Below are 13119 nucleotides of genomic sequence, written 5' to 3'. Positions count from 1 at the left end.
TTACACCACACGTTAGCCACGGGGAATGCGCCTGAAATGTCTTTGTTTTTCCCAGCGCCCGAATTATTGAAAAAGGGTGTCTCCCTCGTCATTTTCTGACCGGGGAGACACCCTCTTTTACATAACCACTTTAGCAGCAGCGCGTTACGCCACCTTTTTCAAATCGTTCGGTCAATGCGTACATGTAGTACTCACGCTCTGTCATCGGAAAGATACCCGGTGCCCCATGCGTCTCGTACCAATGGGCGAGATAGCGATCATAGTCGGGCATTCCGAAAATCGTTTTAATAGCAGAGCTCACTTTGCGCATTGCCTTTCGCATGGCTCTTAGCTTGCGCCTCATGCTACGTGATGTCCTTTCCCGTCAAATACATTTCCTTTGGACTTGATGTACGGCGACTCCTGCAACGGATAGTGCTTGCCGCGGAGAATATTGATCCATACCCGCGCTCCGTCGAGAATGATCCCAATCGTAATGACCATGAAGATCGCACATACCACCGCATCGATTTGGTCGTTAAAGATCATTTTTTGTGCAGCCTCCACCGTTTTTACTCCTTTTGGCAGCGTACCGGCATCCAGTGCCTTTTGGAATGCTTCTGCATGCGAGAGGAACCCGATTTTGGGATCAGGATGGAACAGCTTTTGCCAGCCCGCTGTCAGCGTAGCCGTCGTCAGCCAAGCCATCGGTACGAGCGTGATCCACGAGTAGGCCGCTTTGCCCATTTTGAAAATAATCGTCGTTCCCACCGTAAACGCAATCGCGGCGAGCATCTGGTTGGCGATACCAAAGAGCGGCCACAGGGTGTAGATGCCTCCCAATGGGTCCATGACGCCTTGGAGCAGGAAATATCCCCATCCGATGGTAATAATGCCAGAACCAATGAGATTGCCTGGCAGCCAGTTGACTTCCTTCATTTTCGGGATGACGTTGCCGAGCATGTCTTGTACCATAAATCGTCCGACACGCGTTCCCGCATCGATCGTCGTCAAAATAAATACGGCCTCAAACAAAATCGCAAAGTGATACCAGAATGCCATTAATGCCTTGCCGCCCAATACACCGGAGAAAATCGTCGCCATCCCGATCGCCAGTGACGGCGCTCCGCCCGTCCGTGACAGGATCGTCTTTTCTTGAATATCGTTGGCGAGAGTCGTTAAGTGGTCAGGGGTTACTGTATAGCCCCAGCCCGTTATCGTCGTCGCAACCTGGACTGCGTCTACACCAATCGCTGCGGCAGGCGAGTTGATCGCAAAATAGACGCCCGGAGTCAACACGCATGCAGCAATCATCGCCATAACGGCGACTCCAGACTCCATCAGCATCCCGCCATAACCGATCAATGGTGCATGCGATTCCTTCGCGATCATCTTCGGCGTCGTTCCGGATGATACGAGTGAATGGAATCCCGATACGGCTCCGCACGCGATGGTAATAAACAGGAAGGGGAACAGATTTCCTGCGAAAACAGGGCCAGTTCCATCAATGAATTTCGTCAGTGCTGGCATTTGCAACGGTGGCAGCGTCAGCACGATTCCCACCGCCAATACCGCAATCGTCCCTACTTTCAAAAACGAGCTGAGGTAATCGCGCGGCGCCAGCAGCAGCCACACAGGCAAAACAGATGCGATGAAGCCGTACACAATAATCATCCAGGCAAGCTGTACTTTGGAAAACGTAAAGGCCGGTCCCCAAGTTGGCGATGCAGCAACGATTTGACCGAGCCAGAGGGACACGAACAACAGCGCCAGCCCGATGATCGAGCCTTCCAATACCTGCCCGGGTCGTATATACCGCATGTACAATCCCATTAATATCGCGATTGGCAGCGTCATGAATATCGTGAAGGTTGCCCAAGGTGACTCAGCTAGAGCGTTTACAACTACCATCGCCAAGACAGCAATCAAGATGATCATAATGGCAATAATTCCGACCAAGGCAAGCGCTCCGCCTACAGGACCAATCTCTTCCTTGGCAATTTGCCCGAGAGACTTTCCGTTGCGGCGCATCGATCCGAACAAAATAATGAAGTCCTGCACCGCTCCACCGATCACGACCCCGACGATAATCCAGATCGTTCCCGGCAAATATCCCATTTGCGCAGCCAGCGTAGGACCTACGAGCGGACCTGCACCTGCAATCGCAGCGAAATGGTGCCCAAACAACACCCATTTGTTCGTTGGCACGAAGTCTTTGCCATCGTTGTTCACTTCTGCCGGTGTAGCGCGATTGTCATCGAGCGCCATTAATTTTTTGGCTATGAATTTGCTGTAAAAACGATAAGCTACAGCATAAGTGCAGAATGCGGCTGTCAGTAACCAGAACGAGTTGACTGATTCCCCTTGCCAGAGCGCTATCATCCCGAATCCGACAGCACCCAATGCGGCTATCCCGCCCCAAATCAGGAGGGAAAGAAACCATTTCTTCATCCGAGTCGCCTCCTTCTATTTATCAAATATTCAGGCAATGAACCTTAGAAAAACGTATCACATCGGACAAATTGCCAACATAAAAAATGGCTGAACCGTACAAAAACAAGCACAAGTTGCACCATCCTCGCTTGAGTGTAAGCGTTTCAATTTTAGGACGTAGAAAGCCTCCGCCCCGAGTCTGATCCATTTGTCTCCACAATATGTTAAAGTTAGACATAAATTGGTATGGAGACCAAAAAGGAGAATACGTACATGCGACAAATCGGGGGTTACATCATTATCGGAATCGGAGCGATTTTTGTTCTGGCTACCTACCTGAACGTACCGCTCGCAATGGACATGCTATGGCCAGTCTTCCTTCTCATCCCAGGTATCGGGTTTCATATTTTCTTTTTTATGAACCCAAAGCCGAATCGTGCTGGATTGCTCGTACCGGGCGGGATCTTGCTCGTCTATGCCCCACTCTTCTTTTTCAGCCAGCTTTTTTTTGGCGGGGATATGAGCACAACGTGGCCCTTCTTCCTGATCGGTCCTGCCGTGGGGCTTACCGAGCTGTACATATTCGGCAATCGCAAACCTGCTCTGTTGATCCCCATTGGCATCCTCACCGTTCTTGCCGTCGTATTTTTGATCGCGAATCTGGCCTCTACCCAAGTAGGCGGCATTCTCGGCTTGCTCCTGATCGTACTGGGCGGAATCATGGTGACACGCAAGAAAAACGATGACTATCCCATGTAAGCAGTCGAAAAAAAACAGACCAATCCTCCCCTCCCAAACGGGATGCAGGATTGGTCTGTTTGCTTTAAAACCCCAGTCGTTTCTTCAATTCCTTTACGACATTGCGGCTGACAGGCACTTCTGTTTTGCGATGATCCTGCATGACTAGATGAATCGAGCCTTTGAACCAAGGAACGAGCTCTGCTGTTTTGGATAAATTGACAATAAAAGCGCGATGCGTCCGAAAAAACTGCTGGCGTGACAGCCTGCTCTCCAGCTCCTGCAACGTAAACGTGGTCGCATATTGCTCACCTGCTGTATAAATGCTCGCATACCTTCCTTCCAAGGTGGCATAGACGATTTCGTTTGGATCAATCAGCATGATCTTACCGTTTTTTTCCACCGGGACACGACGCGGCTGAGTATCGACCAACACATTTTGCAGAAGGGACTGCAGCCTTTCCTCCAGCAGCGGTGACGCGTCCAATGCAGGCTCGTTTTTCCGCATCATTTTTCGTACCCGGTTCATCGTCTTTTCCAGTCGCATTTCGCTGAACGGCTTGACGATATAATCAACGGCTTCGGCCTCAAATGCTCGGACCGCATGGAATTCATACGCACTTGCAAAGATGATGACAGGTGGATTGACCATGGATTCCAGAAGCTCCTGCCCCACATCTACGCCATCTCTGTCCTGCAAATGGATGTCCAAAAAGACCGCATCCGGCTCTGTCTGAAGAACCGCTTCCAACGCCTCTTCCCCGCTGCCCGCCTCTCCTACTACGGACACTTCCGAAAACTGCTCCAGCAAATACCGCAGTTCTTCTCTGGCAGGTGTCTCATCATCGACGATGAACACTTTGAGCACTGACGTTCACCCCTATCGGTAATTGTATGGTGCATGTTGTGCCGCTCCCGCTTTTGCTCTCGATCACGATTCCATACGGTTCTCCGTAGATCGACTGGAGACGGCTTTTTACATTGGCAAGACCGATCCCGGATAATTGCCGTCCTGCAATCTTCTCATTTAGGGCTGGCTCGAATGGGTCCACTTCCATTCCCACTCCATTATCTGCCACTGTCAGTTCGACGATTTGCTTTTCTTTGCGGCGGGCACGAATCACGACAGTTCCTCCTTCGCGCTTGGGCAACAGCCCGTGCTTGACCGCATTCTCTACCAGCGGCTGCAAAATCAGTCCTGGCACGGTAAACCGCTCTACGCCATCCTCGATGTCGTACTCTACATGCAGCTTGTCCCCGAACCTCGCACGCTCGATGGCCAAATACGCTTCGATATGCTCCAGCTCACGCGCCAGACTGACATATCCCCCAGAGTCATGCAAATTACGCCGGAAGTACTCCCCCAAATGAATCAACAGTTCACGCGCCTGTTCGGGACGGAAGCGAATAAACGACACGATCGTATTGAGCGCATTGAACAAGAAATGCGGATTGATTTGCGCATGCAAGGCTCTGATTTCTGCGTCTGCCAACAGGCGGGACTGCTTCTCGAGCTCAGCCAGTTCGAGCTGACTCGATATCAGGTTCCCCAATCCACGCACGAGTTCCAAGTCCACTGCCGACAGTTTGCGAGAGCGATCCTGATACAGCTTGAGCACGCCCGCCACTTCACGTCTTCGCATCAGGGGTACGAGAATCGCATAGCGCAAGGAACAATTCGTCTCCCTGCACCCAATCTCTTCCTTTGTCTGGGCAATCTTTACTTCTTTGGTCGATAAAACTTCACGGGTCGCCTTGGTCGTTATGCCTTCTCCCACTACGTGATGGGACGAGCCTGCGCCAACATGCGCAAGTACAGAGCGCGTATCGGTAATCGCTACCGCTGCTACACGCGTCGTCCGCAATATTTCCTCTGCTACCTTTTGGGCAGAATCAGACGTCAGTCCTTGACGCAAGTAAGATAGTGTTTTGTCCGCTACTTGCAGCGTTCGCTGGGCCTGGAGTGCCCCAATCCGATCTTCTTCCTTTTTCGCCAAATCAATAATAATGATCAAAATAGCAATTCCGACCGAGTTGACGACTGACATCGGTACACTAATGGCCTGCACCAATGCCAAAGCGTCAGCGTAAGGACGTGCGATGAGCAAGACAATTCCCATTTGCAGCCACTCCGCCAAGAAACCAACGACGAGTGCTGTCGTCCATCCTATTTTTTTGCTGCGGTTACGGCGGTACTGATAGATGAGTCCCGCAAACAAGCCCTCGCTGATCGTCGAGATGGCACATGCCAAGTCCGTAAAGCCCCCCAATGAATAGCGATGAATCCCCGCAATCAGTCCAGTCATCAGCCCTACCCAAGGACCAGCCAGCAAGCCTGCCACGACAGTCCCGATCACGCGTGAATTCGCAATCGCATCCTGATACCAGATGCCATTGTATGTACCTAGTATGGAAATCGCGGAAAAAATGACGACCATTAGCGCTTTTTCCCGCCACGTCGCTTGCTGGTTCAATATGCTGCGGAATGCACGTACACGTGTAAACAGCAAGGCCACCACTATCAAAACAGCCGTCCGCTCCGTCAACGGAACCATTAATGCCATATTCATTGGTTGTTCCCTCTCAATCGCTGTCCGATGATTCCTGTTCGTTTCTGTAACTAATCAAAATATTCACTTTTCACCTCGTTTTTCCCTTTTGATTCTCCTCCTTTCCTAGCAAAAAAGGTTGCCGAAGTGATTTCGACAACCCATGGATACCTGTATCGTTTTAATATTCGAACTCCAGTATTTTACACTTTTCTTTCGGTTCAAATCCTAGCTTTGTCCCCAGACGTACTGACTCCTCGTTCGTTTCCAGCGTGGTCCAGTGCGGTGTCAGTCCATGTTCCAAGCAATGCTCCAGGTATGCCGCGCAAGCAAGCGTCGCAAAACCTTTGTTCATGTCGGCTTCCTCGTACGTTTCCACGCTAATTTCATGGTCACGCTCATGGACGCAGCAAGACAGGCAAGCACTCACAATCGTATTTCCTTTACATACACAGAAACCTACACCCCACTGCAAAAAATCATCCACCGAATGATAGAACTCCTCTACAATCTCGATCAGAATGTTGTCAGGATCATTTTCAATGACACCTGCATCGATTCTTTTCAACGTGTATCCTTCGGGCAGAGGGCGGTAGCTGATCTTTCGCGCTTGGAATTGCTCGGGATTGAACTGGTAGTAATATTCCCAATCCGTTTCGATCTCTCGATGCGAGATAGCTTTGGTCACTGCCTTTTCCCACGCTTCATCTGGCACAACTGCCAGAAAATGAGTGCCCCCGCATGATTCGGTCGTATATCTGCGCAATTCTCCCTCGATAAAGGCACCCAGATCTGCTGTGAACGCTTCATTGGCAGCATTCCCTACGAAAATGCTGATCACGCCGGTTTGATCGACCAATGCTGTCCGAGGCTGCTCCACATCATCCACGTAAATTACTCCTCGATTTGTCCCATTGATAATCGCATGGATGGTCAAATCGTTCACGTTATCAGGTGTCAGCAGCGTTCTGATTTTTGCATAATCATTTGATTCCAATCTATGAATCATCGCAATTTCGGCCCTTTCTCTCTCTTTTGGACATCTGTGTACTTAAGCGGCTGATAGCGGAGCGAAGTCATCCAGACTCAGCTTCCGCATGAAATTCGGGTCATGGTCCACGTTCCTTTCCTGGGAGGATTCCAGCTCTTCTGCAAGCAGCACACGAGCCCGGTGCAGCCGGGATTTCACTGTGCCTTCAGGGACACCTACTCGCGAGGCGACTTCTTTAATCGGCAAATCCTCGTAATAGTGAAGCCAAACGACGATGCGCAGCTCATGCTCCAGCTTCCATACTGCCTCTGTTAGTTCAATGGCTTCGTAGGGAGCCTGTACCGCTTTCTCCTCTATTTGTGTCGGAGACAACTCTACGGTTGGACTTCGTTTCTTTTTTCGCTGCCACTGTCTGCATTCGTTTATGAGAATTTGGATCATCCATGTTTTGAAATAAGCAGGCTCTCGCAGCGTTCGAATGGCTCTGAATGCTTTCATTACCGTATCCTGCACCACATCGGCACAATCCTCGTCCCGCCCGACATAGGTTCGTGCCAAGCCATACAAGGTACGCTCGTACAATTGAATAACTCTGGCAAAAGCTTCTGCGCTGCCGTCCTGTGCTAGCTGAATGTCCTGCTGTACTTCCCTCTTGATGCTCACATTGCATAAGCCTCCTTTTATCTCCAATATTTGGTTGCTATTAGTATAGATGATAGAGGCGGTGAAATGGTTCATGAGATTTTATTTTTTCTGCTTCGCAAAATAGAAAAAGACCATCCCTACAGCGTTTTCAGCCTGAGATGGTCTTGTCTTGCACGTTACCTCAATGAACTACAGATTACCTCTGCGCTCCTGCTCGCGCTCCAGCGCCTCGAACAGTGCCTTGAAGTTGCCGTTGCCGAAACCACGCGCTCCTTTGCGCTGGATAATCTCGATGAACAGCGTCGGACGGTCCACAATCGGTTTGCTGAACAGCTGCAAGAGATAGCCTTCGTCGTCTCTGTCGACCAAGACACCCAGCTTTCTCAGCGCCTCGATGTCTTCGTCAATTTCTCCTACACGCTCTTTCAGATCTTCGTAGTACGCATCTGGCACCATGAGGAAATCTACACCGTTATTACGCAGCTTCGATACCGTGTCGATGATATCGTTGGTCAGGATCGCAATATGCTGTACGCCTGGCCCTTTGTAGAACTCCAAAAACTCCTGAATCTGCGACTTGCGGCGTCCTTCTGCCGGTTCATTAATCGGGAATTTGATGCGTCCTGTTCCACTTTGCATCACTTTGGACATGAGCGCTGAATACTCCGTCGAGATGTCGTCCTCACTGAAATTTTGTACGGCTGTAAAGCCCATGACCTTTTGATAGTATTCTACCCACTCATCCATGACCTCAACGTTACCGACGATATGGTCGATGCCGATGATCCCTGTACCCTCACCTTTGACTGGAGATTGGTAAGCTTTATAGCCTGGGAAGAATGGTCCGTTGTAATTTTTTCGTTCGATAAAAGAGTGGATGTTTTCGCCGTACGTACCGATAATCGCTTTTTTGACCGTCCCGAATTCATCGGTATACTCAGTCGGTTCCATGATCGGAATGGCTCCGCGAGAAACGGCCTCCCGGTAAGCCTGCTCACAATCCTCTACACGCAAGGCAACGTCTTTGACTCCGTCCCCATGCTTTTTCACAAATTCTGCGATCGGGCTGTCAGGCGTAAGCGCCCCACTGATCACGAACGTCATATGCTTCTGCTTCAAGACGTAGGAAACCTTTTCCCGAGAACCTGTCTCCAAGCCCGCATAGGCTACTGCTTCAAATCCAAACGCATTTGTGAAATAGTGCATGGCTTGCTTGGCGTTCCCTGTATAAAACTCCAAGTAGTCCCAGTCCTGGATCGGGAAAAAATCGGTATTGCTCATTGCCTATCCCTCCGCTTTCCTTTTAATTATTGACATTATTTTGTGAATTGGGATTATTTTGTCGTTACCTTGAGAGTACATTGGAAGCGCTTCCTCGTGCAAGAACACGGAACAACGCGAAAACGCTCAAACGCTTTCATTTATTAAAGTACGCATACGAGTAACAACTGGATACCAAAAAAGCCACCGATCAAGCTGACCGATGGCTTTCGCTGCGTTTTCCTACTTCCTATTCTGGAAAACAAATCGTTTCAGTTCCGCTAGCGGGGCCGCTCCTACGACTTTGTCGATTAATTCCCCGTTTTTGAGCAAAATGGTCGTTGGCAAACTCATAATGCCATACTGATTGGCAATCTCCGTTTGTTCATCGACATTGATCTTTAGGACTCTCACTTCGCTGCTATGCTCCCCATCAAACGATTCGAGTATCGGCCCAAAAAAGCGGCATGGTCCGCACCAAGGCGCCCAAAAATTGACGAGAGTATAGCCCTCGCTTTTTACATCATGTTGAAACGTAGTATCTGTCGTGTGGCAAATGCTCATTTGTACTTTCCTCCCCTTTTTATGTTGAATAGTTAATTGAAACGACCATTACAGACCCGCAATATCCTCAATTGCAACAAAAAAATAACTCGCGGTACTTGGATCATTTCAAATAACCTATTCACAGACTTATCGTATCCATAATATCTCTTAATGATTTTTTGTGTCAAGCTGCACCATCCTAAAATGGGCATCGAAAGTGCAAATGACAGCACGAACCACTCTTCCCCTTGCTCATGCTTCCGATTCACTTTATGATGGATGTATTAAGTCCATGATTGAGGTGTCTTAATGAAGTATTCACAGGCAACAGACTATGCCCTCCATGCGATGCTCTATCTGGTGGCAGAAGCGCCTGATAAACCCGTGAGTGTTCAGCTTTTGGCAGAGAAGCTAGGCGTTTCACAAACGTACCTGTCCAAAATGCTGACCAAACTGGTCAAAGCTGGGTTGATCCACTCGGTCTCTGGCGCAAATGGCGGATACAAGCTCAAACGCAACCAGGATGATATCTCGTTTCTGGATGTTATCCAAGCCATTGAAGGGACAACCTCCTTGTTTGAATGCAGCTTCCATCACGATAGTGCCTGTCTGATTCAACAGGTTGTGGCTGACGCCGAGCAGCAAATGATGCAAACACTGAAGAATAAAAAAATTGCTGACTTGGTCGCACATATCCCCAACCGTTTGACGTAAAACAACTTACCTTGAAAAGCTCCGGCCACCACGACCGGAGTTTTTCTTCATAACGGTATTGTTCAATCGATGAGAAAGGCGTGAACAAAGATGAGCCAATGGACAGAACAAGCCGCCAAGCAGTGGGATCAATTTGCAGAAGACTGGCGAAAAAGAAGTGAGCACATGTGGGAAAAAGGCAGCCGCAGCACCATCCTCCCCTTTTTTATGAAGCATGTACCTGTCGGATCGGGACCTGTTCTCGATGCAGGATGTGGTGACGGCTATGCCAGTTGCAAGCTTTCAGAACATGGCTATCAGGTGAAAGGCATCGACATTGCCGGGGAAATGATTCGCCTCGCTCATGACCGGGTCATTTCCTTCCCAGGCTCTGTTCATTTTCAGACAGGAGACATCAGCAACCTTCCTTTTGCCAATGATTCATTCTCCGGTGTGCTCTCGATTAACGTAGTGGAATTCACGCCGTCTCCGCTCAAGGCACTCTTGGAGCTTCACCGCGTGCTCGCTCCCGGAGGAATTCTCGTCTTGGGTATCCTCGGTCCTACAGCTGGCCCACGCGCTCATAGCTATCGCAGACTGTATGAAGAGACGACGATCCAAAACACGATGATGCCCTGGGAAGCCAAACAGTTGGCGAGCGAAAATGGTTTCACGCTTCTGGGAGAAGAGCCCGTTTACAAAGAAGGAATTACGCCAGATATCGCTGGCCGCTTAAGCGTAGAGCTGCGAGAGGCTGTCAGCTTTTTGACCTTGTTTGCTTTGCGGAAATAGATAAAAAAGAGGCTGTCGGATTCGTTAAAAGCCAATCCGTGCCCCCCCTGTCCGATGCTGAATCAACCATGACGCTACTTTGCAATTTTTAAGAGTGTAAACCTGAGGAAAAGAAAAGACCTTGAAGTGTGATATTATTTCCTCTAGAGACAAGACCCCTTACTGTGAACTTGGAGGGGATAATACTCACGCGTCGAGGGTTTGCTTCGCCTGATGCCCTACAATCATTTCATTTGAAGTGATTTCATAATTAGCTTCATATAAGTATGCATCTTACTTTCTAATGAGTATTGCCCATTCTGAATACACCAATCCAATACAATTCCCCTAGCAATTATAAATAGGTAATCTGTTATTTCATCTGCATTCATATCATTCGTTATTTCTTTTTCCTTTTGTCCCTTTGAAATAATAAGGTGTAATTGCTCATAAATAAGTGAAGGTCGATTAGAAAAAATTTTGTTATTGAAATGATTCAAATAATGAATGTGCAATTCTAATTTCATTGTATATTGAGCAGTATATCCAAAAAATTTCAGAATTGCTTTGTACACGTTTTCCTCTGGCTCCATATTGGTTAAATCTTGATACAAAGCCTCTTCCATTTGTTTAAATAACTTTTGATGAATGTCTTCTTTCGACGAAAAGTAGTGATAAAAGGTTCCCACTGATATACCGGATGTTCTACAGATCTCTTCAATCGTAATATTTTCAAAGTTTTTTTCTTTCATTAACCCACACAATACATCGTATATCTTCCTTTTCGTTTGAAGAGCTTGCACTTGACGCTTTGTTGACTTTTTTGTGGTACACATTGCAGGGTCCTCCTTATCCTCTTATACCTATACAATATCAAATCAAATTTCTTAAGAGAACGCTGAGGTTATCTCTTATTCCTCCAGCCCGATGTTTGCACCAGTCTAGACACAGGTGATAAGCATCGGGCGATTTCATTTCGCAAAGGCATGAGTGTTATGCCACAAAGGGGTCAAGTATAAGTTGGTATTTACATACATAATTGACATATTTCCAAATAATGTGTATCGTTTCATTTATACCGAATACAATTCGGTGAATTATATTCTATAATCTTGATTTGAGAGGAGAACGTTGTATATGAACAAATCTCATCAGTCATTGATTATGATTACAACCAGTGCGTTAAAAGGAAAGGAGGCTCAAAAAAATTCATATAATCCGTTTTCATGGTATGAAGATATGAGAAAAAACAATCCTGTCTCTTTTAATTCTCAAGCAGATATGTGGAATGTTTTTTCTTATGAAGATGTAAAACGAGTATTAGAAGATAAAGAATATTTCTCTAGCGTTATGCCCGCGAAAAAATCCCCTTTTCAAGGAAGTATTATCCGTATGGACCCACCTAAACATACCCAAATTCGTTCTATTGTAAATCGTTCTTTTACTCCTAAAGTATTGAAAAATTGGGAACCAAGGATTCATCAAATCACAACCGACCTTCTTGCTCGTTTATCAAATCGTGAGACATTCGATATCGTCGGTGAACTCTTTTATCCTTTGCCTGTTATCGTTATTGCTGAAATGTTAGGTGTTTCTCCTAAGGATATGGAAAAATTCAAAAGATGGTCGGATATTCTCGTAAGTTCTCCTACTCATGATGACCCAGATTACCTTACCGATTTTTTTCATACACGTTCACAAGCTGAGAAAGAGATTAGTGATTTCTTTGAAGAAATCATACAAACAAAACGAGAGCAATCAAAAAAAGATTCAGAGGATATCATTTCTTTGTTAGTCCAAAACGAGGAGGAAGGAAAGATTTCAGGTGAGGATATTGCTCCATTTTGCAAACTATTACTCGTAGCCGGACATGAAACAACAACCAATCTACTTGGAAATGCACTATACAGTTTCATAGAGCATCCGGATTCCTATCAGCAAATAAAAAACGATCTATCCCTTATTCCAAACGCCATTGAAGAAGTATTACGGTATCGCTCGCCCGTTCAACAACTTCTTCGAAGAGTAAATAAAGAGATTCATCTGAAAGGAAAAGCATTGCAAGTGGATCAAGTGATTTCCGCATGGATCGGGTCAGCCAATCGTGATTCTGATCAGTTCAAAGATGCAGACAGCTTTAACATACATCGTAAGCCAAATTCTCATCTTGCATTTGGACAGGGCATACATTTTTGTTTAGGTGCCCCTTTAGCCAGATTAGAAGCAAAAATTGTGCTGACAGAACTCTTTAACACATATGATGAATTTTCATTCCTTGAAAACAATAGACCTATTCCGATCCAAAATAGTAATTCCGTATACGGATTAGTTTCTTTCCCTTTGCACGCAAAAAAATCTTAGGTACAGACGGCAGATCCATCGTCAGAGAGAAATCTGTTCGCTTCCTTTGGAGTAAGAAGAAAAGAATGGCCCAATCGATTTCTCTGGATTGGACCATTCTTTTCTTTTAAATATCAAGTACCAGCTTGTCCCGTTCGTGCCCGGGAAAAACAC

Annotated in this window: 13 protein-coding genes; 4 read left to right on the top strand and 9 right to left on the bottom strand. The window is 47.1% G+C overall.

The annotated features are described in order from the left end of the window. Window positions 1-130 precede the first annotated feature (130 nt). Complete coding sequence (locus EL268_RS08440) at window positions 131-343, bottom strand: CstA-like transporter-associated (seleno)protein (protein WP_017250626.1); 213 nt, start codon at window positions 341-343, stop codon at window positions 131-133. After that, window positions 340-2430: a carbon starvation CstA family protein gene (locus EL268_RS08435; RefSeq protein ID WP_106654431.1), complete on the bottom strand. Its 2091-nt coding sequence runs from the start codon at window positions 2428-2430 to the stop codon at window positions 340-342. The genes EL268_RS08440 and EL268_RS08435 overlap by 4 nt, the downstream gene beginning before the upstream one ends. 255 nt (window positions 2431-2685) lie before the next feature. Here EL268_RS08435 and EL268_RS08430 point away from each other — a divergent pair, with 255 nt between their 5' ends. Next, window positions 2686-3171: an LPXTG cell wall anchor domain-containing protein gene (locus tag EL268_RS08430; protein ID WP_106654430.1), complete on the top strand. Its 486-nt coding sequence runs from the start codon at window positions 2686-2688 to the stop codon at window positions 3169-3171. 64 nt (window positions 3172-3235) lie between these two features. Here the strand turns inward: EL268_RS08430 and EL268_RS08425 are convergent, their stop codons facing one another. From EL268_RS08425 to trxA, 6 genes are all read right to left on the bottom strand, one after another. Continuing rightward, window positions 3236-4018 (bottom strand): LytR/AlgR family response regulator transcription factor, encoded by a 783-nt coding sequence (locus EL268_RS08425; RefSeq protein ID WP_106654429.1) that lies wholly within the window; start codon window positions 4016-4018, stop codon window positions 3236-3238. Next, complete coding sequence (locus EL268_RS08420; RefSeq protein ID WP_106654428.1) at window positions 3993-5720, bottom strand: sensor histidine kinase; 1728 nt, start codon at window positions 5718-5720, stop codon at window positions 3993-3995. The genes EL268_RS08425 and EL268_RS08420 overlap by 26 nt, the downstream gene beginning before the upstream one ends. Before the next feature lie 160 nt (window positions 5721-5880). Continuing rightward, window positions 5881-6708, bottom strand: a complete 828-nt coding sequence (locus tag EL268_RS08415) for a GNAT family N-acetyltransferase (protein ID WP_106654427.1) — start codon at window positions 6706-6708, stop codon at window positions 5881-5883. 42 nt (window positions 6709-6750) lie between these two features. After that, the gene (locus EL268_RS08410) at window positions 6751-7353 is read right to left on the bottom strand and encodes an RNA polymerase sigma factor (protein WP_106654426.1); all 603 of its coding nucleotides are present in this window, start codon (window positions 7351-7353) and stop codon (window positions 6751-6753) included. 171 nt (window positions 7354-7524) lie between these two features. After that, window positions 7525-8616 carry a 4-hydroxyphenylpyruvate dioxygenase gene (gene hppD / locus EL268_RS08405; RefSeq protein WP_106654425.1) on the bottom strand — a complete coding sequence of 364 codons (1092 nt, stop codon included), beginning with the start codon at window positions 8614-8616 and terminating at the stop codon, window positions 7525-7527. Window positions 8617-8838: 222 nt separating this feature from the next. After that, window positions 8839-9159, bottom strand: a complete 321-nt coding sequence (trxA, locus tag EL268_RS08400) for a thioredoxin (protein WP_106654424.1) — start codon at window positions 9157-9159, stop codon at window positions 8839-8841. Between the two features lie 291 nt (window positions 9160-9450). Between trxA and EL268_RS08395 the strand changes: the two genes are divergently transcribed. Together EL268_RS08395 and EL268_RS08390 are read left to right on the top strand one after the other, a co-directional pair. Beyond that, window positions 9451-9855, top strand: coding sequence for an RrF2 family transcriptional regulator (locus EL268_RS08395; protein WP_056489675.1), 405 nt, complete (start codon window positions 9451-9453; stop codon window positions 9853-9855). 90 nt (window positions 9856-9945) lie between these two features. Then, window positions 9946-10626 carry a class I SAM-dependent methyltransferase gene (locus tag EL268_RS08390; protein ID WP_106654423.1) on the top strand — a complete coding sequence of 227 codons (681 nt, stop codon included), beginning with the start codon at window positions 9946-9948 and terminating at the stop codon, window positions 10624-10626. Window positions 10627-10850: 224 nt separating this feature from the next. Here the strand turns inward: EL268_RS08390 and EL268_RS08385 are convergent, their stop codons facing one another. Next, window positions 10851-11441, bottom strand: coding sequence for a TetR/AcrR family transcriptional regulator (locus tag EL268_RS08385; RefSeq protein ID WP_106654422.1), 591 nt, complete (start codon window positions 11439-11441; stop codon window positions 10851-10853). 301 nt (window positions 11442-11742) lie between these two features. On the opposite strand from EL268_RS08385, the gene EL268_RS08380 reads away from it, so the two are divergent. Next, entirely contained in the window at window positions 11743-12966 is a 1224-nt protein-coding gene (locus tag EL268_RS08380; RefSeq protein WP_106654421.1) for a cytochrome P450, read from the top strand. The last annotated feature ends 153 nt before the right edge of the window (window positions 12967-13119 follow it).

Source organism: Brevibacillus brevis (assembly GCF_900637055.1).
Classification (GTDB): Bacteria; Bacillota; Bacilli; order Brevibacillales; family Brevibacillaceae; genus Brevibacillus; species Brevibacillus brevis.
The sequence above is the reverse complement of the archived record's forward strand: the minus strand, read 5'-3'. Positions and strand labels throughout refer to the sequence as shown.